17 protein-coding genes and 2 pseudogenes are annotated in these 21,351 nt (G+C 36.0%); 17 read left to right on the top strand and 2 right to left on the bottom strand.

All coding sequences use genetic code 11. The features are described 5' to 3' along the window. The 6 genes from RWZ99_RS06340 to RWZ99_RS06315 all read left to right on the top strand — a co-directional run. The coding region (locus RWZ99_RS06340; protein WP_314677154.1) for a peptidyl-prolyl cis-trans isomerase at positions 1–959 on the top strand (959 nt) is incomplete at its 5' end. Positions 960–1,300: 341 nt separating this feature from the next. After that, positions 1,301–3,919, top strand: a complete 2,619-nt coding sequence (alaS, locus tag RWZ99_RS06335) for an alanine--tRNA ligase (protein ID WP_314677152.1) — start codon at positions 1,301–1,303, stop codon at positions 3,917–3,919. A gap of 178 nt (positions 3,920–4,097) precedes the next feature. Further along, a complete protein-coding gene (locus tag RWZ99_RS06330; RefSeq protein WP_314677151.1) occupies positions 4,098–5,021 on the top strand; it encodes a helix-turn-helix domain-containing protein in 924 nt (307 codons plus the stop codon). Positions 5,022–5,156: 135 nt separating this feature from the next. Further along, a complete protein-coding gene (locus RWZ99_RS06325; protein WP_314677150.1) occupies positions 5,157–5,852 on the top strand; it encodes a DUF6287 domain-containing protein in 696 nt (231 codons plus the stop codon). 64 nt (positions 5,853–5,916) lie between these two features. Further along, positions 5,917–6,216, top strand: coding sequence for a hypothetical protein (locus RWZ99_RS06320; RefSeq protein WP_314677149.1), 300 nt, complete (start codon positions 5,917–5,919; stop codon positions 6,214–6,216). Between the two features lie 285 nt (positions 6,217–6,501). Then, on the top strand, positions 6,502–9,084 hold the full coding sequence (locus tag RWZ99_RS06315) for an SH3 domain-containing protein (RefSeq protein WP_314677148.1): 2,583 nt from the start codon (positions 6,502–6,504) through the stop codon (positions 9,082–9,084). 141 nt (positions 9,085–9,225) lie between these two features. Here the strand turns inward: RWZ99_RS06315 and RWZ99_RS06310 are convergent, their stop codons facing one another. Further along, positions 9,226–9,807 (bottom strand): TetR/AcrR family transcriptional regulator, encoded by a 582-nt coding sequence (locus RWZ99_RS06310; RefSeq protein WP_314677146.1) that lies wholly within the window; start codon positions 9,805–9,807, stop codon positions 9,226–9,228. Positions 9,808–10,386: 579 nt separating this feature from the next. Between RWZ99_RS06310 and RWZ99_RS06305 the strand changes: the two genes are divergently transcribed. From RWZ99_RS06305 to RWZ99_RS06280, 6 genes are read left to right on the top strand one after another with little or no spacing between them, the layout of a single operon-like run. Beyond that, positions 10,387–11,526, top strand: a complete 1,140-nt coding sequence (locus RWZ99_RS06305; RefSeq protein WP_314677145.1) for a ThiF family adenylyltransferase — start codon at positions 10,387–10,389, stop codon at positions 11,524–11,526. After that, positions 11,456–12,406, top strand: a complete 951-nt coding sequence (locus RWZ99_RS06300; RefSeq protein WP_314677144.1) for a lantibiotic ABC transporter permease — start codon at positions 11,456–11,458, stop codon at positions 12,404–12,406. The genes RWZ99_RS06305 and RWZ99_RS06300 overlap by 71 nt, the downstream gene beginning before the upstream one ends. Continuing rightward, the gene (locus RWZ99_RS06295) at positions 12,403–13,323 is read left to right on the top strand and encodes an ABC transporter ATP-binding protein (RefSeq protein WP_314677143.1); all 921 of its coding nucleotides are present in this window, start codon (positions 12,403–12,405) and stop codon (positions 13,321–13,323) included. Before RWZ99_RS06300 ends, RWZ99_RS06295 begins: the two co-directional genes overlap by 4 nt. Beyond that, a complete protein-coding gene (locus RWZ99_RS06290; protein ID WP_314677141.1) occupies positions 13,316–14,059 on the top strand; it encodes an ABC transporter permease in 744 nt (247 codons plus the stop codon). The genes RWZ99_RS06295 and RWZ99_RS06290 overlap by 8 nt, the downstream gene beginning before the upstream one ends. 2 nt (positions 14,060–14,061) lie before the next feature. Beyond that, positions 14,062–14,781 carry an ABC transporter ATP-binding protein gene (locus RWZ99_RS06285; RefSeq protein WP_155211943.1) on the top strand — a complete coding sequence of 240 codons (720 nt, stop codon included), beginning with the start codon at positions 14,062–14,064 and terminating at the stop codon, positions 14,779–14,781. Next, positions 14,775–15,485 (top strand): accessory regulator AgrC, encoded by a 711-nt coding sequence (locus tag RWZ99_RS06280; RefSeq protein WP_314677139.1) that lies wholly within the window; start codon positions 14,775–14,777, stop codon positions 15,483–15,485. Before RWZ99_RS06285 ends, RWZ99_RS06280 begins: the two co-directional genes overlap by 7 nt. A 234-nt stretch (positions 15,486–15,719) precedes the next feature. Here RWZ99_RS06280 and RWZ99_RS06275 read toward each other — a convergent pair. Continuing rightward, a pseudogene (locus RWZ99_RS06275) lies at positions 15,720–15,851 on the bottom strand (IS30 family transposase); the annotation flags it as partial. On the opposite strand from RWZ99_RS06275, the pseudogene RWZ99_RS06270 reads away from it, so the two are divergent. The 5 genes and pseudogenes from RWZ99_RS06270 to RWZ99_RS06250 form a co-directional block, all read left to right on the top strand. Then, positions 15,850–16,131, top strand: a pseudogene (locus RWZ99_RS06270) (SH3 domain-containing protein); the annotation flags it as partial. The pseudogenes RWZ99_RS06275 and RWZ99_RS06270 overlap by 2 nt on opposite strands. Positions 16,132–16,354: 223 nt before the next feature. Then, a complete protein-coding gene (locus tag RWZ99_RS06265; RefSeq protein WP_314677138.1) occupies positions 16,355–17,089 on the top strand; it encodes a response regulator transcription factor in 735 nt (244 codons plus the stop codon). Continuing rightward, entirely contained in the window at positions 17,086–18,405 is a 1,320-nt protein-coding gene (locus RWZ99_RS06260; protein WP_314677136.1) for a GHKL domain-containing protein, read from the top strand. The genes RWZ99_RS06265 and RWZ99_RS06260 overlap by 4 nt, the downstream gene beginning before the upstream one ends. Positions 18,406–18,677: 272 nt before the next feature. Continuing rightward, entirely contained in the window at positions 18,678–20,522 is a 1,845-nt protein-coding gene (locus RWZ99_RS06255; protein ID WP_314677135.1) for an SH3 domain-containing protein, read from the top strand. A 129-nt stretch (positions 20,523–20,651) separates the two neighbouring features. Next, on the top strand, positions 20,652–21,197 hold the full coding sequence (locus tag RWZ99_RS06250; RefSeq protein ID WP_314677134.1) for a transcriptional regulator: 546 nt from the start codon (positions 20,652–20,654) through the stop codon (positions 21,195–21,197). The last annotated feature ends 154 nt before the right edge of the window (positions 21,198–21,351 follow it).

Below are 21,351 nucleotides of genomic sequence, written 5' to 3'. Positions count from 1 at the left end.
GTGATGCTGGTAAACCAAGTTCAGGTGGTCGCTTCCTCGGAGGTCTTGCCCTTGTGGCTGTTTCAGCCCTTGTTGGTGCTGGTGTTATGTACGTTTCTCTAGGGAACAAAACGACTGAGGAAACAACTTTGGTATCTATGAAAGGTGATACTGTTACTGTTGGTGATGTTTTTGATTCACTTAAAGGTAGCAGCCAGACACAACAAAGTGTCTTGAGTGCAACCTTGCAAAAGGCTCTTGAAAAAGAATACGGTAGCAAGGTCAGCAACGAAGATGTTGACAAAGCCTATAAACAAGCTGCAGAACAATATGGAGATCAATTCTCACAAGTACTTGCAGCCTATGGTCAAACAGAAGAGTCATACCGTAATCAAATCCGTACACAAAAATTGGTTGAGTACGCTGTTAACCAAGCTGCACAAAAAGAGTTGACGGAAGCAAATTACAAGGCTGCTTATGATAACTACACACCAAATACAGAGGTGCAAGTCGTTTCAACTACTGATAAAGCAGTGGCAGATAAAGTAGCCTCTGAAGCTAAAGCAGAAGGAGCAGACTTCTCACAAGTTGCTAAAGATAACGGCTTGGAAGTGACTTCTAAGACAGTTAACTCAGCTTCTCAAGACTTACCGACAGATGTTTTGACAGCGGCCTTCAAGCAAGATGCAAATGCCGTTTCTGATGTCGTGACTGTTTCAAACAGTTCAACTGGTGCTGCAACTTACTATATCGTTAAGACTGTTTCAAAATCTGAGAAAAATGCAGATTGGAAAAACTACAAGGATGATTTGACTAAGGTTATCATCAATGGTAAGAAAGCTGATACTAACTTCACTAACTCAGTGATTGCTGATATTCTTAAGAAATACAATGTTAAGGTTGTAGATAAAGCCTTTAGCGCAATTCTTGATCAGTATGCAACTGGTTCTGAAACGTCATCATCAAGCTCTAGCAAATAAATCATAAAATGGAGTTGGTAAAGCCATTATCAGCTTGACCTAAGACCTAAAACACGTTAAAATGAAGAGTGGCTAAAGATTTTAATATCATGAAATTTTTGCCCATCCCTTTGAGATTGGTAATCATCGCTTCTGATACAGAAAAATGGCGGTCGCTGCGAGCCATGGATGAATCTGGTTACTTGCTACTCAAAGTTCACAATTAAAGACAAATAAGAATGACAAGTTCATTGAATGAAGGTGGTACCGCGGTTCACGTCGCCCTTCGTTTAGTGGCCTTGTCTTTTATACTTTTGGTACTTTTTTAATGGTATAAATTAAGAAATAATTAAGGAGAAAAAATGAAACAACTTACTTCAGCACAAATTCGCCAAATGTGGCTTGATTTCTGGAAATCAAAAGGTCATGCTGTTGAACCATCTGCTAACTTGGTTCCAGTTAACGACCCAACCCTTCTTTGGATTAACTCAGGGGTTGCCACTTTGAAGAAATACTTTGATGGCTCTGTGATTCCTGAAAATCCACGTATCACCAACTCACAAAAGGCTATTCGTACCAACGATATCGAAAACGTTGGTAAGACAGCTCGTCACCACACGATGTTTGAAATGCTTGGTAACTTCTCAGTTGGTGATTACTTCCGTGATGAGGCTATTGAGTGGGGTTATGAGCTTTTGACAAGCCCAGAGTGGTTTGATTTTCCAAAAGATAAACTTTACATGACTTACTACCCAGATGATAAAGATTCATACAATCGCTGGATTGCCTGTGGAGTTGATCCAAGTCATTTGATTCCAATCGAAGATAACTTCTGGGAAATCGGTGCAGGACCCTCAGGACCAGATACTGAAATCTTTTTTGATCGTGGAGAAGATTTTGACCCTGACAATATTGGTATTCGCTTGCTTGAAGAGGATATTGAAAACGACCGTTACATTGAAATTTGGAACATCGTTTTGTCACAATTCAACGCAGATCCAGCTGTTCCACGTTCAGAATACAAAGAACTTCCTAATAAAAACATTGATACGGGCGCAGGTCTTGAACGTCTTGTAGCCGTAATGCAAGGGGCTAAAACAAACTTTGAAACAGACCTTTTCATGCCAATCATTCGTGAAATTGAGAAAATGTCTGGTAAAACTTATGATCCAGATGGCGACACATTGAGCTTCAAGGTTATTGCAGACCACATTCGTTCATTGGCCTTTGCCATCGGTGATGGTGCCCTTCCAGGTAATGAAGGTCGTGGTTATGTCCTTCGTCGTCTTCTCCGTCGTGCCGTAATGCACGGTCGTCGCCTCGGTATTTCTGACGCTTTCTTGTACAAACTTGTCCCAACTGTTGGTCAAATCATGGAAAGCTATTACCCAGAAGTTCTTGAGAAGAAAGACTTTATCGAGAAAATTGTTAAACGTGAAGAAGAAACCTTTGCACGTACTATTGATGCAGGTTCAAGCATGCTTGATGAGCTTCTTGCCAACCTTAAGAAATCTGGTAAAGATACGCTTGAAGGTAAAGACATCTTTAAACTTTACGATACTTACGGATTCCCAGTGGAATTGACAGAAGAGTTGGCTGAAGATGAAGGCTTCAAGATTGACCATGAAGGTTTCAAAGCTGCCATGAAAGAACAACAAGACCGTGCGCGTGCTAGCGTCGTCAAAGGTGGTTCTATGGGTATGCAAAATGAAACGCTTGCTAACATCACTGAACCATCTGAGTTCTTGTATGAAGCGGAAACTGCAGAAAGCCGTTTGAGCGTAATCGTTGCTGATGATGCTCGTCATGATAGTGTAAATTCTGGTCAAGCCCTCCTTGTCTTTGAACAAACACCGTTCTACGCTGAAATGGGTGGACAAGTAGCAGACCACGGTACTATCTCAGATGCAGCGGGTACTGTCGTTGCGCGTGTTGTTGATGTTCAACGAGCACCAAATGGACAAGCCCTTCACACTGTTGAGGTTGAAGGTGAACTTGTTGTAGGAGCTAACTACAAACTTGAAATTGATCACACACGTCGTCATCGTGTCATGAAGAACCACACAGCAACTCACCTTTTGCATGCTGCCCTTCATAACATCGTTGGTGATCACGCAGTTCAGGCTGGTTCTCTTAACGAGCAAGAATTCTTGCGTTTCGACTTTACTCACTTTGAGGCGGTAACTCCAGAAGAATTACGTGCTATCGAAGAACAAGTCAACGAAGAAATCTGGAAAGCAACTCCAGTAACAACTATTGAAACAGATATTGACACTGCTAAATCAATGGGAGCTATGGCCCTCTTTGGTGAAAAATATGGTAAGAATGTTCGTGTCGTTTCAATCGGTGACTACTCTGTTGAGCTTTGTGGTGGTACTCACGTTGCCAACACTGCTGAAATTGGTATGTTCAAGATTGTTAAAGAAGAAGGTATCGGTTCAGGAACACGTCGTATCTTTGCAGTTACATCACGTGAAGCTTACCTTGCTTATCGTGAAGAAGAAGATGCTCTCAAATCAATCGCAGCAACACTTAAGGCTCCACAATTGAAAGAAGTGCCTAACAAGGTTGCTAGCCTTCAAGAACAATTGCATGCCCTTCAAAAAGAAAATGCTGCTCTTAAAGAAAAAGCAGCTGCAGCTGCGGCTGGTGACGTCTTCAAAGATGTTAAAGAAGCTAACGGTGTTCGTTACATTGCTAGTCAAGTAGAAGTTTCTGATGCTGGTGCCCTTCGTACTTTTGCTGACCAATGGAAACAAGCAGACTACTCTGATGTTCTTGTCCTTGCGGCTCACATCGGCGAAAAAGTTAATGTCCTTGTAGCAAGCAAGTCTAAAGATGTTCATGCAGGTAATCTTATCAAGGTTCTTGCACCAATCGTATCAGGTCGTGGTGGTGGTAAACCAGATATGGCCATGGCCGGTGGTAGCGATGCTAATGGTATCCAAGACCTTCTTTCAGCGGTAGCAGAACAGTTTTAAGATGTGATACAATAAAAGAAACTTGAAAAGGTAGGATGAAAATCCTACCTTTTTTCTTTGTAAGTGGTATTGAAAGTGATAATTATTTTTCATTTCAAAATTGAAATAGTGAATATTGAGTGATATACTATTACAAATCATAAAAATTATAATAGTTTCAAGTAAAAGGGAGCTAGCGATGTTTGGACTAGACTTTGGTCATCGGTTAAGAGAGTTGAGATTAGCACAAGGACTCACTAAAGAAGAATTTTGTGAAGGGGATGAGGTTTTATCAGTACGGCAATTGACACGTATAGAAACAGGGAAATCTCAACCTAAACTAGAGACCTTAGAGCACTTGGCAAGACGTCTGAATATATCTTTATCGGAATTGCTTGGAGAGAGTACAGTCGTCTCAAAGCTGCCGGTAGAATACCTCAATCTTAAATATCAATTGATGCATGCGACTAGTCTAGATAAGCCCAATAACCTAATGAAACTAGACGAAAAGCTGGGTAAAATTATTGATGTCTATTATGATGATTTGCCAGTCGATGAACAGAGGGTTGTTGATATCTTTCAGTCAAAACTTTACTCATATACTTCAAAGACACACCAAAAATTTGGCATGAGCATATTGGAGAAGAGTTTACCTTCATTATGTGAGAAAAGGGTATACACTATCAATGACCTACTACTTATAGAACTATATCAAATCTCGTTAGGAGATGGTGATAGTATGAGGTCAGATGAGTTTAGCGAAGGGACTTTTTATACAATTTGTAGAAATCTTATAAATAGTTATGATAATATTCCCATGGAGTATTTATTTTTACTTAGGGATGCCTTATTAATGGTTCCAATAGTTGAATATGAACGAAAAAAATTTCATTTATCTGAGATAGCATTCAATCAACTGCATCGCATTATGGAGGAAACTCAAGATTATCAGAAAAAACCAATTTTGAGAATGCTAGAGGGACAGTATCTATATGCTGTAAAGAATGATATTTTTGAGGCTAAAAAGGCCTATCAAGAAGGTATAATCATGGCTAGATTATTAGAAGATACCTCTTTAGCTGACATCATATCAGAGAAAATGAGAGATGCTATGAAAGAATAGAGCAGGACATACGTGTCCTGTTCTTTTTTTTAATCTGATGTAAACTATAGGTATAAAGATTAAGTGAGAACAGCGAATTCAATTTATCTTGAATAGTTTTATGTAGACTTGCTATTCTATGAAGGAGGATTCATCATGAAAAAGTCTTCAAAACGTTTCACAACTTTAACCGCACTCGCTTTGACTTCCGTTCTATTACTTGGTGCATGTGGTAATAACAAGAAAGAAGCCACATTAACATCTAGCTCTAGTAAGGTTAGTCAGAAAGTGAAATCGTCAAAATCGTCATCTTCAAAAGAAAAAACTAAGAAGTCTGAGCAAAAGACAAAATCTTCTAGTTCAGAAGAAGTCTCAAAAGCAACCTCTGGAGAAAAGGATTCACAAACATCAGCCGGAAATGTTGCTGGATCTGCTCAACAAGAAGTTGCCCCAACAAATCCTAGTGAAGAAACAGCTGGAGTAAATCAAGGAACTGCGACAGAACAACCAGCTGCTTCAGCGGAACAAACACCAGCTACCGCAGCAGTTGATGCTACGGCTATGGCTAATGGTGATTTCTCTAGTGTTGCTGGTACTTATCAAAATGACTTAGGGGACACAATTACAGTATCCCCATCCGGTAGTGTAACCCGTGTTGGTGCTGAAAGTGGTTATAGTGATACAAGTAGTCAGCTCTTTAATGGTTTTGCTCAAGATGGCGGTTATGTAGCAGGTTTTGCTCATAATGATGGGCCAACCAGTGACCCAATTTTCTTTGATAGTAACGGACAGATTCGTTTCGGTTCTGATGCGATATATGGTCGGATGCATGTTTACAATAAATTAGATTAATGGTATTGTCCCTCAGTACTTAAGAAAAGGAAATCCCAAGTAGTATAAGGAGCACGCTTTAAAAATGTCTCAAAAAGAACATGGTGAAGTAAGAAGTACTAGTGGCACCTTGAAGGGTACCTATCACTATTTGAATTCTCCCAGTCCTCATTTGTTTCCGTTTGTCTTTATTAGTAACGTAACAGATAGCCTTCAGATGTTTCGCGTGTGTAAGAATGGTAAGCCAATTGCCTTTCCAGTACTTCTACCAAATCAGTATAAAATTGTTTACATTAAGGATTTTCAAAATGTTAGCTCCTGTGATGAGATTACAGTGACTGAACATTTAGAAGAATACATTTATGATGAATCAGACTTAGACTAGAATGATATCTATAGTCAATTTAACTCGGAATGAATTGATTAATCTATTCAGATTTGCTTAATGTGTCAAGAAATTAGATGTAGGAAAAGTCCTTAGATATAGCTAAGGACTTTACTTCATTAGAGTAGATAATAGTTATCGAAAAGATTGTCGATCAATTTTCTACAAAATAAAGTTTAGTAATAATATTGAAATAATTGTAAAAAATATTTCAAAGGAGTATAATAGAAGTATGAAAACGGTTCCAATTTTTATCAAACAGCCTAGAAAGTGAGAGTGATTACAATGAGAAAGGCATATGTTTTTAAGGAACGTCAACGTTACTCAATACGTAAATATTCTTTTGGAGCTGCATCAGTCTTGATTGGTGCGAGCTTGATGCTTGGTGGACATGCTTTGGCTCAGGAACAAGCCAACAGCACAAGTACCAGCAAGGATTATGAAGTTTTTGTAAATAATTCTGAACCCCTTCAAATTGATCAGGCGACTTCAGAAGCTGTTACAGATGTCCTCAATCAACCAGCTTCAAGATCTGAAGCACCAAGACCTAAGCTTGCTAGCAGTGAAGTTGCTTCTTCTGAAGCTAGTAGTGTAGTGGCTAGTGAGGTTGCTTCTTTGGAAGTACCGGCAGAGGTTGCTCAGTCTGCATCCGCTGTTGCTTCTGTTGCGAGATCAGAAGTGGCTAGCCCACGTTCAGAAGTGTCATCAGTGGCTAGTTCAGAAGTGGCAAGTGAAACTGACCGTTCAGCGACTTCAGAAGTTGCTGAAGCTGGACCTACTGACCGTGAAGCTGTCGATGCTAGTCTTCGTACTGTCTTAACTAATGCTAGTCAGCCTGGTGTGGATGGTCCAGTGACTGATGATGGTTCTCTTGATATCCCATCAAACGGTACTTTTTATTTCCGTCGTACAACTGAAATTCGTACAGCTCCAGTCATGGATATCAAACCTACTTTTGTCTTTAGTGCAGGCGACCATGTTATCTATGACAAGGTCTTGAAGAGAGACAATCACCAATGGATTTCTTACATTGGTTACGACTATGAACGCTACTACGCTGATATCGCAGCTTTGAAGTCTGAAAGCACTAGTAGCACCACTGAAGCGACTAGTGATGAAACTATCCCTGAACGTGGTACTTATTACTTCACTAAACCTGCAGATGTGAAGAACCAACCTAGCTTGACTGCTAAGACTGAGTTCAATTTTGATCCTGGTATGTCAGTCAACTACGATAGATCTTTGCTTGCTGACAACCACCGTTGGATTTCTTATGTGTCATACAATGGCACTCGTCGTTACGTCGACTTAGGTGCTGTTGCAGAGGCTCTGGCTAAACCAACAGGAACTATCGCTATTGAAAGTCATGACAATGGTGACTTTAGCGTGGTTATCAGTAATGTATCAGATCAAAACGGTGTCCTCGGAGTATCTGTTCCAATCTGGTCTGAAAAGAATGGTCAAGATGACATCATCTGGTACAATGCGACTCGTCTCAGCAATGGTAACTACAAGGTTAATGTCAGTCTAAGTGACCACAAGAATGAACGTGGTCTCTACAATGTTCATCTTTACTATGTTGAAACTAATGGTAAATTAGTTGGTGTGGGTGGCACAACTTACACAGTTCCTGCCAAGGTTGAAGAAACTCACACAACTACTAGTTATAGCCTTCCTGATGCAGGAACTTACACCTTCAAAGAACGCTCTAGTATCAAGGCAGAACCAAGTGTGGCAAGTCCAGAGTTGGCCTACTATGATACTGGCATGTCAGTCAACTACGACAAGATTGTCAGTGGTGATGGTTATCAATGGCTTTCTTACCTCAGCTACAATGGCAACCGCCGTTATGTAGCCGTGGCTAAACTTGCTCAACAAGAAAGCAAACCAAGCGGTACAATCAATATTGAAAATCTCTCTAACCTTGGTTTCGATGTTCATATCACCAATGTTTCTGGTGGGGATAAAGCTATCCAAGGCGTAAGTGTTCCGGTTTGGACAGCTAAGGACGGCCAAGATGACCTTGTGTGGCACCAAGCTGACAGACAAAGTGATGGTAGCTACAAGGTTCGCATTAATGTTAGCGACCATAAGGCTGAAGCAGGTGAATACATTGTCCATCTCTACTATGTTCAAGATGGTAAGATGGTAGGTATCGGAGGCACTAGCACAACTGTTCCAGTTCAAAATGCAACCCGCCACAACCTTCCAGCTTCAGGTTCATATACCTTTACCGCTCGTACTGGTATTAAGACTCAACCTTTGGTAGCCAACCCTGATGTTAGCTACTACGATGCTGGCATGTCAGTCAGCTATGACAAGGTTGTCAATAATGACGGTTATACATGGCTTTCTTATCTCAGCTATTCAGGACATCGTTTCTATGTGGCTATCGCACCAACGAGTGTGACTAAACCTGTAGAACAACCGGTTCAACCAAGCACACCTTCATCTGGCACCTATACTTTCAAGGAACGCTCTAGCATTAAAGCAGAACCAAGTGTGGCAAGCCCAGAGTTGGCCTACTATGATGCTGGTATGTCCGTTAACTATGACAAAGTGGTGACTGCAGATGGTCACACCTGGCTCTCTTATGTCAGCCATGGAGGCAACCGCCGTTACATTGCTATTGATGGTAAGGCAACAGCAGTTGCTCAACCAGCAAGCCCAAGCCTAGCGGCAACTGGAACCTATACCTTTACAAAACCTAGCTCTATCAAGGCTCAACCAAGTGTTGCTAGCCCAGAGTTAGCCTACTATGATAAAGGTATGTCCGTTCGCTATGACAAGGTCCTAACAGCTGATGGCCACACCTGGTTGTCTTATGTAACCTATAGCGGTGCAAGACGCTACGTGGATATTGCTTAAGAGTTGAAACATCACTCTCTTTAGAGGGTGGTGTTTTTTACACTACCTTTAAAATTGAATGCTTATATCTTCTATTATTTTATATCAGGTTGATATTGTAGAAAAAATAGAAAGAGCCACATTATCTGAGGCTCTTTCTATTTATATAGAAATTTTGATATTGAAATTATTTAGACAAATATTTATTAGATTAATTTTTGAAATGAGTGTTTCTTTAGATGTATTAAATATTAAAGGATTTAACCATATATTTAAAAGTACAGCAAGTAATTCTGCCAACTCGTTTGGATTATCTGCAATAATTGAGCCATCTTCGATACCTTCTTTAATAATTGGAATGAAGTATTCAGGAATAGTTACTTTTTGCATTTGTTCAAGAAATGAAGCCAGAAGTTTAGGGCTATGAATCAACTTAGGTGTAATTGAAGTAATTGTTTCCATTATTTCATTGTTGATGCTTAGAGAGACTAATTTTGTAATTTTTTCAGATCCATTTATATCATTTGAATACTTAATAGCATCAAATATTGATTTATTTTGTTTACCAATATTATTTGCGACTTCATTAAAGATATCCTCTTTTGAATCAAAATAATGATAAATAGCACCTTTTGTTAAACCATCAAGACCATTGATAATATCAGATAATTTTGTTTTTTCATATCCATTTCTTAAAAATTGTTCAGTCGCAACAGCAAGTATTAGTTCTCTTGTATTTTCCATTATTTACAAAATCAACACCTTTCTTGAAATGATGTACTCTACTAAATAATTGAAAGAAGAAAGTTGAGTTTAATTACTTAGAAGAACAATTAGTCAGTCATATTATAGCATTTTTTAAAGTATTATGTACCAGTGAGTAGTAAATGAAATATTTTAAAAATAAAAAATTAGAAAAGTAGTTGACCACATACCTGAGGTATGTTAAACTACATGTACATACCTCAGGTATGTTTGGAGAATATTTTCTATTTTGTTAACTAAAAAGAAAGGAGTAAGATGTATGAAGAATATTAAAGTACGTAAAGCTGAGAGTGCAAATGCAACAGCTTGGTGGATTGTTGTCTAATGCTGTCGCAGTTATTGTTTGAACTTTCTGCAGAGAAAAATCTGTAGTGTATGTTTATTAAATCGTAATAGCGCTGTTTTTTTAAAATTCTGTACATAATTTTATTAAACGCATGACGTGTCATGCGTTTTCATTATAGATTAATACCTTAACTATTATAGAAAAATAATGAAACTATCAATATATTTGACGGTTTGGAATTATTTGATTTGGTAACTTTTGGAGAGGAAAATATGAAATTTCAATATATTAGACCAAGAATAAAACCTATTTATCCAGTATATCAATTAAATGATGAATTATTTCGGATAGGAGCGCAGCTTTCAATTACCACAGAGTTCGAAGATCCAGAGAGAAAGTTATTTGAACTTGTTAAGTTACTAGATGGACGACCTATAACAGAAATTTTTAAGCATATGACTGAAAGTTTTCCTGATTTAACAGAAGAAGATGTACTTGATGGACTTGATATTTTAAGTAGTGAAAATTTAATTGAAGAAACTCCTGACGATAATTTGGAAAAGATAGATGAACGTTATTATCCTAATATTAATTATTTTAGTAGATACATGACTTATGACAGGAATGCAATTGATATTCAAAAGAAAATTAGTTCAAGTTCAATCTTATTGTTAGGTCTTGGTGGTGGCGGTTCAAATATATTAACATTATTGTCCGGCTTAGGACCTAAAGCTATTCGAATTGTTGACTATGATAGAGTTGAAAAGAGTAATTTGGGGAGGCAGTTGTTATATAAAGAAAGAGACTTAGGAAAATTAAAAGTTGATGTTGCTGTGAATGCACTTAAAGAAATGAATTCTACAATTAATGTTGAAGGCTTTAATAAAAAGATTGAATCTGTGGAAGATATTTTACAGTTTACTGATGGTATTGATTTGGTTATATGTGTGATTGATGAGCCACCGTTTCAAGTTCAAAAAACGGTCAATCAAGCAATTATCAAAGCGGGACTACCATGTGTATTTGGGGCTTCTCAAGTTAGTCGAGGAAGAGTATTTTCTGTAATTCCTAAAGTGACTGGTTGCTTTGATTGTTTAAATATCCATTATACTTTACATGATGATAAGTTTGTGGAACAATTTGTAGGCTTTAGAAATATTGAATTCAATCCTCCGACAATAGCATATGCACCAGCTATATTTCAATTAACTGCAGCAATTGTGGATGAAGCTGTCCGTGTCTTAACTGGCTATGCTAAACCAAGTAGTTTAAGTACACAGTATGAAATCAATTATGAAAACGGATCATCATTTACTCATCCCTCATGGGAAAGATACTCTGATGATTGCCCAACATGTGGAAATGGTGATTCCCAAAAATGGGAAATTTTTAGGTACTATGAGAATAGTTAAAGGAGAATATTTAGTAAGTCATCCTCTATCAAAATCACTTTATTTTAGAAAAACAAAGAAGGATCAATATTTATTATACTCTAATGGATCAGAGTTGTTGGTATTTGATAAAGATACATGGGAGGGAACGATTATAAATTCATTGCCTGATCTTGAAAAGAATAGTGAACTTTATAAATTATTAGAAGAGAGTTTATTCTTTGAAAGAGATGGTGAAATCCCATGTCATAACACAAAATACTTACAAATTTTGAGAACATTCATTGTTATACTAGGAATAGTATCATTTACTGTTATTTTCACGAAAATAAGAAGTTTGAGTTTTCTTACATATGATTTTAAGAATGAAAACTTAACATTCGTTGTATTATTTGCTGTGGTATTTTCAATTTTAACAACTATTTTTCATGAAATTATGCATATTCTTTTTTCGAATAATTTTAAGGGAATTGCAAAGTCACTAAGATTTTCTCTAAAAAAATCAGTCGCAACAGTTAATTTAACTCATGTATGGTTTTGGCCTCTATTTCCTAGGGCTATAGCGATACTTGGTGGGGTAATAACTGACAGTATAATTTTAGCTTCTTTATTCTTAGCAAGTGATAGAATAGCTAGCCCACTTCTAACTCTGTTTATCTATATAATGCTTCTTCGTATTTTGTGGCAATTTCGTCTATATAACTCCACCGATGGACGTTTATTATTATTTATGTTAATAGATAATCCATTATTGAAAATAGAATATGAAATTGAGAGGAATTCATTAAGTGATAGTGAGAAATTTCTATGGAGAATATGTCAGGTAATTAGCACAATTATTACTATTGTAATATACATGATAATTATATTTTTCCTATTAAAAATCATGAGGTATATATGAAAAAAGAAACTATTATTGTTAAAAATTTAAAAAAAGCATATGGCACAAAAACTGTTACAGATGATGTTAGTGTTACTTTTTATAGTGGAGAAATTGTTTCTTTAGTTGGACATAATGGAGCAGGTAAGACAACCTTTTTAAATCAATTAAATGGTACAGTCTCATCTGACAGTGGTACAGTTTATATTCACGGAGTTGATATTACAAATCATCCAAATCGTGCACGAGAATTAGTTTCTTCTATGCCGCAGTTTCAAGTTCCAATTAAAGGAGTGACAATCAAAGAAGCAATTGAATGTATCGGTCTTTTGAAAGGAATGAAAAAATCAGAGTTAAATAAAAGTTCAAAACAGTTAATGGATTATCTTGCGATTGAAAAATGGCAATCTACCACAGGTGAAAAATTATCAGGTGGTTTACAACGTTTAACATCCTTTGCTATGACGGTTGTTGATACTCCTTCTATTATAGTGTTAGATGAACCAACAAATGATGTAGATCCATTTAGGCGTACACTAATGTGGAGATATCTACGCATTCTAGCAAATAATGGAGCGACAGTTATTATTGTAACTCACAATCTATTTGAGGTAGAAAGATATTCTGATCGTTATTTAATGATTGATAGAGGAAAGATTCAAAAAGATGTGAATGTATCAGATATTAAGAAAGAGCGGCATCTTTTACATCAAGTATCTATTTTAGTAGTTGATGAAAGCCTTTTGGACAACTTATCACATCAAACTTCTGTTCGATATGATAAGTTTGAAAAACGTATGAGTTTTTCTGTAGAAGATAATCAATTACAAAGAACTCTATCATTGATTTTAGAGTGGTTAAGGGAAGATAAAATTATTTCTTATGATATAAAATTGAAAAGTTTATCAGATGATTATGAGGAGTATATTGATGAATAACAATCAAAAAAATAAGTCTAAGTTTTGGGGCTTGGTAAGGTGGAGTCTAATTCGACATAAATATTATATTCCAGTGTTTGTGATGGTACAAATTATATTATCCATTGCAATAATTTACGGATTTTTATTCATTACAAATGCCAATGATACGATTACGATGTCTTATCTTTGTACAGGAGCAATAGCAATTAATGTGATAGCAGTAACTTGTGTATTAGCTCCCCAAATTGTTAGTGAAGCTAAGCAAAATGGAGTTTATGACTATCAAAAAACATTACCGGTCTCTAGAATAGGGATTTTACTTTCAGATTTATTTATTTGGGGGTTACTATGTCTACCAGGTATTTTATCTAGTTTACTAATTAGTAGATTCGGATTTGGGTTAGATATTTCCTTTGATGTCTTTGCAATGCTTTCAATTTTATTGATCATATTTGCTTTGCTTTCGGTAGGATTTGCGATTGCTTATTTGCTACCCTCTAATCTTGTATCACTAATAAGTCAACTTATCATGATTGGAGGATTGTTATTTTCACCGATTATTTATTCTCCAAATAGACTGCCTGAATGGACAGAAAAAATTTATAACTATTTACCTTTTGTACCTTCAAGCCAGGTGATTAGAGCAAGTGTTTTTGACTTAGAGCAAATCAATTCTCAGCATTTCATTGTTCTACTTGCTTGGGCAATTGTAGGATTCTCTCTATCATTAACGATATTATCTAGGAGGAAATAAAAATGACAGTACTAGAAATTACTGATTTAACAAAAGTAGTAGATCAGAAAACTTTATTAAATAATATCAATCTTTTACTGACTTCTTCACATATTTATGGGCTTATTGGAGAAAATGGAGCTGGAAAAACAACATTATTTAGATGTTTATTAGGTTTAAGCTCATTTGTTGGAAAAATTTATATCGATAACGAGTTAGTAACTAAAAATAACATAAATGAATTTTTGAAAAAAATTGGTTTTATTTCTCCTTTTCCAGATAGCTATGATTCTTTGACAATTGAAGAGGTATTTGAACAACATATTCGATACTATGGAGTGGCATGCATTGAAGCAGAAAAGTATTTAAAGGAATTTGGTTTAACTGTTTCTTTGACTGATAAAATTTCAATGCTTTCCTTAGGTATGAAACAACGGTTGAATATTGCTTTGGTTCTCTTACATAATCCTGATATAGTAGTACTTGACGAGCCTTTTAATGGTTTAGATAGGGAGGGGATTTCGTTATTAAAAAAAGTTTTAGTGGAGTTAGAACAGAAGGATAAATTAATTATTGTTTCTAGTCATTCCTTTGCAGAACTAGAGAGTGTTATTGATAAAGTTATCATGATTCAAAACGGAAAAATAGTAAAAACATCTGATTTTAGAGAAATGAAATCTGGAGATTTAAAAACATTAGAAGATTTATATCAAAAATATCAAGTAGAGGCTAATTTATGTTGAATCAAAGTAATTATGAATTGAAAAGAAATAAAAAGCATTTTAGCGGTTTGCTCTGGACAAATATTATTGTACATTTCAGTTTTTTAATATTTTTTAGTTTGGTTGGACGATTTGATTCCTCTGAATCACAGACTATTTTAAACTCTTCTACTGGAGTAATGGCGTTGGCAACAACAGTCACATTCTCAGTTGCGGTTGTTTATGGAGTTGTACTGTTTAATCGGTTGTTACTAAACCATTATATTAAGCAAGCAAGAGAAAAAACATATCTTTTTCCTGGTGGTCGTTCAAGTATATTTTGGGGTAAAGTTTGTGCTTTGTGTACTTATTTTGTATTTAATTTTTTCCCTGTTGTATTATTTGAGAATTTCATATTTTATTTTATTGTAAATGCATCGGGATTTGCAATGATCAGCTTCCTGAGTTATGTTTTTAAAGTTATGCTTATTGTTATATTCTCAACGTTATTCTCACTTGCTATAATTTTATTATCTCAATTATTCGGTCAAATTTTACAGTCAAGTAATACATCAGTAGTTGCATCGGTGATTTTAGTATCTATAGTAGGGAATTTTGTAGCACTATTATATCAAATAAATAATTTTATAATTATTTTAATTATATTGATTACATTGGTGATCCTAACTATAATATCAAAAATATTAGCAAACAGAATTCAAAAAGATGACGTTATTGAAGGTTGAATATTCTATATGAATACTAAAGGAATTGGACAAAATGTTGCTGAATGTTATTATGTGTAAGTTGGTAGGAGGTAGTATTTACATTCACTTATTTCAAGAAAGAAGAACAGATTTATCAGATACATTATCTTTTCTGTATTCAAACCTACTTATATTAGTAATCTCTTGGTGACTTTACTACACATTTAATGTTTTAAAATATCTATAGATAAATTGCAAGAATAAGTGCAACATTTACTCGAACTCTTCTATTAGAGCTTCACAAGAAGTTCTGTAAGCTAAACATTTTCGTGGACGGTGATCGATATCATATAAGCCCTTGTTCAAAGCCTCATCAGAGATAGCAGCTAAATCTGTTTTCTTTGGTTACCAATGGCTTTCTTACCTCAGCTACAATGGCAATCGCTGTTATGTGGCTGTGGCTAAACTTGCTCAACCAGCAAGCCCAAGCCTAGCGGCAACTGGAACCTATACCTTTACAAAACCTAGCTCTATCAAGGCTCAACCAAGTGTTGCTAGCCCAGAGTTAGCCTACTATGATAAAGGTATGTCCGTTCGCTATGACAAGGTCCTAACAGCTGATGGCCACACCTGGTTGTCTTATGTAACCTATAGTGGTGCAAGACGCTACGTGGATATTGCTTAAGAGTTGTAACATCACTCTCTTTAGAGGGTGGTGTTTTTTGGTGGAGTAAACGAAAAAATATTATTATTTTAATGATATGTTCTGTTGTTAAAAATGTAATATTTTTATAAAATAAATAAAGAGACAGACATCTCTCATTTTAGATAGAGTAAGGTTAAATCCTTTATGAAGTAGAGATATTTACCTATAGTGACTTTTATGATAATTCTGAAGGAGTTATGTTATGCTTAACATCTATGTTTTAGAAGATCATTTAATCCAACAAAATCGTATTGAAGAGGTCATTTATACGATTCTTAAGAAACATAACATTAAAGTAGGCAACTTTGAGGTTTTCGACAAACCCAATCAACTGTTAGAGTCGATCACCGAGCGAGGGTCTCATCAGCTCTTTTTCTTGGACATTCAAATTAAAGATGATACCAAAAAAGGTTTGGAAGTGGCTAAGCAGATTCGCAAGAGCGACCCCTATGCCAATATTGTTTTTTTCACGACCCATTCAGAGTATCTGCCCTTAACTTTTCAATACCAATTGGCTGCTCTAGACTTTATTGATAAGTCTTTGGAGGGAGAGGACTTTCAAAAGCGTGTGGAAAGTGTTATCTTATTAATCTGCAAAAAGACACAGAGTCAGAATCCAGAAGATGCTTTTCGGATTGAGAATGCTAAGACCGTTATTCAGGTTCCCTTTCATGATATCTTGTACTTTGAGACGTCAGATATCGTTCACAAGGTTATCCTTTATACTAAAGAGGAGCAGATTGAGTTTTATGGCAGTCTCTCTCAAATTGAAAAGAGTGATTCTAGACTGTTTAAATGCCACAAATCTTTCCTTATCAACCCAGAAAATATCATCAAATTAGATAAAAGTACGGGGACGGTCTATTTTGAAAATGGTGGCGTTTGCTATGTCTCAAAATTGAAACTAAAGAAATTGCTTGAGAGAATCAGCCTATGACAGCAATCAATTTTTTGTTGGATAATCTAGACTTTTTAGCGGAGATTATCCTCTTTATTCTCATTTATCAATACATTACCTCCGAGAAGATAAAGCTAAGATGGTATATTATCATCCCCTTGATTATCCGATTTTTGTTTGTGCTTTCTCCAGCCTTGTCCTATGTTTTAGGACATGCCTTCTTGGTCGTTTATTCCCTCTACAGAAATCGTTATGGCAATAGGTTATTAGATATTTTCTATGGCTTGTTTCCAATCATCATAGAAAGTCTTGTTCACAATCTTATTATTTATGGGATTGCCTTGGTCATCAATCGTCATTATCTGATTGTACTTAACCATTTTCATTTAAACCTTGTCATTGAGTTGCTAGTCTTTCCTGTGTTTTGGTTAATCATTAAGACCTTAAAAGTGGATTTCAAAGCATTGAACTATGGTTTTCGAAAGTCATTTTCAAAGTACTTTTTATTACTCATAGATATATCAATGTTATCTTATGCCCTCCTTCTCCAATATATTACCTTTTTTGTGCAACAGAGCCCTGGAGGAAGAGATTGGCATGTTTATCTCGTGGTGACCTATGCTTTACTCTTTCTTGCAACCCTTGTTTATATCAATGCGACCTTCAGTGAGAGACTAAAAGAAGAAGTCCTGCTCCAAAAAGACAGGCAAATGAGTGATTTGGCTCATTATAGTCAACAAATCGAGCAACTCTATACGGATATTCGTCGCTTCAGGCACGATTACCTAAATGTTTTGTCTAGTATCAAATATGGCATTGACTCCAAGGATATGGCTATTATTTCCGATATCTACGATAACATCCTTGAAAAAACAAAGACTCGGATTGAGGGGAAACAGTACGAAATTGCCAACTTGATTAATATTAAAGATGAAGCCGTTAAAGGTGTCCTGGCTAGTAAAATTTTGGAAGCACAGGGACAGTCTATTACCATTCGCCTTGAGGTCAGTGATATCTTTGAAGTATCGAGGATGGAATTGTTGGATTTCATAACAGTGTTGTCTATTTTTTTGGATAATGCTATTGAAGCTAGTCTGGATAGCAGTGCTAAAGAAGTAAACATTGCTCTTATCAGTGGAGAGACAAAGGTAGTAATAGTGGAGAATACCATTGCTCAAGAATCTATCAATACAGTCGGTATCTTTAAACTTGGTCGCTCAAGTAAAGGAGAAGGCCGCGGTATAGGTCTGTCCACTGTTCGAGAGATTTTAGGGAAGTATCCTAATTGTTCTTTGTCAACACAATCTAAAGATTATCGTTTTAAACAGACACTAAAAATAGAAGATGTGGTTTGATTGAATCACATCTTTTGTTGTCTTTTGAAAACAAGTATATGATCCTATATTTGTTTATTTAAAAATATATCCAGAATACTTGTAAAATTTCCAAAAAACCGACATTTTAATCTAAATAAGAACCACATTTGTGATTTGTGCGAACAATTATAACAAATTTGTAATAGTGACAATTTTTAGACATTTTACGATTTATAACAATTTGATAGTCATAGTTGTGCTATACTCTTTTGCATAGGAGAGAGTTATGAAAAAGACAAGGAGATATTATTATGAAAAATAGTTTTTACCATGTTGCTCAACGTTTCTCAATTCGTAAGTACTCTTTTGGTGCTGCTTCTGTTCTTTTAGGAGTTTTCCTACTTTCTGGTGTACAGACTGCTCATGCTGATGAGCAAGTGGCTGTTTCTGAATCAACTACAAGTATTACTAGAGATAATGGAGTTGTATCAGAGAAAGTAACTTCTTCAAATGCTGAGATTGGTCTTTCTGAAGCTACTGTTTCAATTCCAAAGGAAAGTTTAGCACCTGCTGAAGCTCCTTCAACTGCTGTGACTCCAGAAAAGACAAGTGAAAGTTCTCAGCATATTGAAACAGTTACTGCGGATGAAACTCACAAAGTTGAAAATACTACTGAATCAATATCTACAGTAGAAGAAAAGGTTAACGTAGCGATAAATGCTGATAAAGTATCTGATAAAAAAGTTACTGATACAAGCATTTCAAATGAGACAAATAAAAAAATTGAGTCAGAGGTACGTGAAGATAAGGAGAATGAAAAAGTTACTGTAACAGAGAAAATTTCTGAACCAAAAGTTCCTGAAATTAAAACAGATAATAAGCCAACAACACCAAGTACTGGTTATTCAAGATTATTTAGTGTTGGAAATATTAGACGACCTATGTCAACTAATCCTAGAATTGGTGATGATTACCCAGCAGCGTGGAGGTTTGCTGAAGGATACGACCAATGGGGATATGCTATGGGTAACTGTACATCTTTTGTTGCTTATAGATTAAAAAATGTAAACCATATTGAACCACCTCGAGCATTGGGGAATGGAGCCCAATGGGGTGCTACTGCTAGAGGGTATGGCTATCGTGTAGATAAAACTCCAGCTAGAGGATCTGTAGCATATTTCGATGATGGCGGGTATGGACATGTTGCATGGGTAGCGGATGTCCGTGGTGATAATGTTATTATTGAGGAGTACAATTGGTATATCAATGGTTTATATGATCATAGTTACCATACTCAAACATTACCAATTTCCCATTATACAGGCTACATCCACTTTAAAGACTTAAAAGGAGGAAATACAAGTATCCCTGATACTCCAACACCAACAGATAATACAGGAAGTAATTTAGCTTCTTCAGGATCTTATCAATTTACAGAGAGAGTAAGCATTAAAGCTGAACCAAAAATGTCTGCCCCAGAACTTGCCTATTATGAAGCAGGAAATACTGTCAATTATGATAAAACACTCCAAGCAGACGGTTATGTCTGGATTTCTTATCTATCATATGCAGGAAACCGTCGCTATATTCCAGTACAAAAACTTTCAACTGAGGTAAAACCAGAGGTTAAGGGAACCATTAATGTTATAAATAAGAATGACCAGTCAGGTACCTTTGATGTTGTGATCTCAAATGTTTCAAGTAATGTTGGACTAAAAGAAGTTCAAGTTCCAATTTGGTCAGCAAAAAATGGACAAGATGACCTGAAATGGTATAAAGCTGTTAAACAATCTGATGGTACCTATAAGACTTCTGTAAAAATTAGTGATCATAAGAATGACAGAGGAGAATATCTTATCCATCTTTATTATGTTATTGATAGTGGTAAACAAATTGGTGTAGGTGGAACAACGACAACTGTAGAAAGTGCTTCAACTACATCTAATCCTTCTAAACCATCAATTCCTAATAGTGGTGTTTATACTTTTAAAGGCCATGCAAGTATCAAAGCAGAACCAAAGATTTCTGCACCGGAGTTGGCATATTATGATGCTGGAAATACAGTAAATTATGATAGCCTTATTCAGGCAGATGGTCACTATTGGATTTCTTACTTATCATATTCAGGTGCACGTCGTTATATTGCGATTAACTAAGTTTTAAAGGCTATCCAATTTTAGAAGATGGCAGGGAAATATTTCTGTATTATTTTATGAAATTGTATTGAAATATAGAAACAAAAATGATATATTTGTAACGAAAAATAAATAAAAGGAATATAAATCATGAAAATTACAAGTAAAATTATTGGTTTAGTATCAGCACTTATCGTAGTTATCCTTGCTGTCTTTTTGGTGACTAAATTTAACAGCCATGAATCAGCTCGTGTAAGCACAAGTAGTAGTCCAGTCAAAACGGTTAAGAAATCATCTTCAAGCTCAAGTAAGGCCGTTAAGAAAAATAGTAAGTCAAGTCAAACCTCATCGTCAGTGGCTTCAACTGAAGAGGATAATGGACAAGCTTCTTCTCAAGAACAAGCTCAAGCAAGCACTACAGATGGTGGACAAACGGCTGAAGCTACAACACCAGCTTCTCAAGTTGGAGGAGTTGAAGGTGGTCGAGGTGCTTGGACAGCAACTTCTGGAACATTGACACTTGATGAGGAAACACCTGTATATGCTGCACCAGATAAAGATAGCGGAGCAGTTTCTACACTTCCTGCCGGAGATGTTGATTGGGATAAATATGAAATTTTACCTGATGGAAACTGGTATAGTTTTGTTAAAGATGGTCAACGATACTACATTTCATATTCAGATGTAGGACATTGATATAAGGTTCAAAAATGAAACATGATGGCATTTAAGCTATCGTGTTTTTACTTTCCCTCCCTTTTTTTAGAAAACTAACGAATATATAAGTATAAGTCGGTCATTTTTGTCGATTATGACGAAAATCGGACCGTTTATGATTTAAGTGGGAACA

The sequence above is a fragment of the uncultured Streptococcus sp. genome (assembly GCF_963545685.1).
In the GTDB taxonomy this organism is placed as follows: Bacteria; Bacillota; Bacilli; order Lactobacillales; family Streptococcaceae; genus Streptococcus.
Note: the sequence above shows the minus strand (reverse complement) of the source record. Positions and strands in the feature narration are given on the sequence as shown.

Excerpts from the sequence above, each read along its gene's own strand:
- alaS (WP_314677152.1), top strand. The coding sequence starts at position 1,301 with ATGAAACAACTTACTTCAGCACAAATTCGCCAAATGTGGCTTGATTTC.
- RWZ99_RS06330 (WP_314677151.1), top strand. The coding sequence starts at position 4,098 with ATGTTTGGACTAGACTTTGGTCATCGGTTAAGAGAGTTGAGATTAGCA.
- RWZ99_RS06325 (WP_314677150.1), top strand. The coding sequence starts at position 5,157 with ATGAAAAAGTCTTCAAAACGTTTCACAACTTTAACCGCACTCGCTTTG.
- RWZ99_RS06320 (WP_314677149.1), top strand. The coding sequence starts at position 5,917 with ATGTCTCAAAAAGAACATGGTGAAGTAAGAAGTACTAGTGGCACCTTG.
- RWZ99_RS06315 (WP_314677148.1), top strand. The coding sequence starts at position 6,502 with ATGAGAAAGGCATATGTTTTTAAGGAACGTCAACGTTACTCAATACGT.
- RWZ99_RS06310 (WP_314677146.1), bottom strand. The coding sequence starts at position 9,807 with ATGGAAAATACAAGAGAACTAATACTTGCTGTTGCGACTGAACAATTT.
- RWZ99_RS06305 (WP_314677145.1), top strand. The coding sequence starts at position 10,387 with ATGAAATTTCAATATATTAGACCAAGAATAAAACCTATTTATCCAGTA.
- RWZ99_RS06300 (WP_314677144.1), top strand. The coding sequence starts at position 11,456 with ATGATTGCCCAACATGTGGAAATGGTGATTCCCAAAAATGGGAAATTT.
- RWZ99_RS06295 (WP_314677143.1), top strand. The coding sequence starts at position 12,403 with ATGAAAAAAGAAACTATTATTGTTAAAAATTTAAAAAAAGCATATGGC.
- RWZ99_RS06290 (WP_314677141.1), top strand. The coding sequence starts at position 13,316 with ATGAATAACAATCAAAAAAATAAGTCTAAGTTTTGGGGCTTGGTAAGG.
- RWZ99_RS06285 (WP_155211943.1), top strand. The coding sequence starts at position 14,062 with ATGACAGTACTAGAAATTACTGATTTAACAAAAGTAGTAGATCAGAAA.
- RWZ99_RS06280 (WP_314677139.1), top strand. The coding sequence starts at position 14,775 with ATGTTGAATCAAAGTAATTATGAATTGAAAAGAAATAAAAAGCATTTT.
- RWZ99_RS06265 (WP_314677138.1), top strand. The coding sequence starts at position 16,355 with ATGCTTAACATCTATGTTTTAGAAGATCATTTAATCCAACAAAATCGT.
- RWZ99_RS06260 (WP_314677136.1), top strand. The coding sequence starts at position 17,086 with ATGACAGCAATCAATTTTTTGTTGGATAATCTAGACTTTTTAGCGGAG.
- RWZ99_RS06255 (WP_314677135.1), top strand. The coding sequence starts at position 18,678 with ATGAAAAATAGTTTTTACCATGTTGCTCAACGTTTCTCAATTCGTAAG.
- RWZ99_RS06250 (WP_314677134.1), top strand. The coding sequence starts at position 20,652 with ATGAAAATTACAAGTAAAATTATTGGTTTAGTATCAGCACTTATCGTA.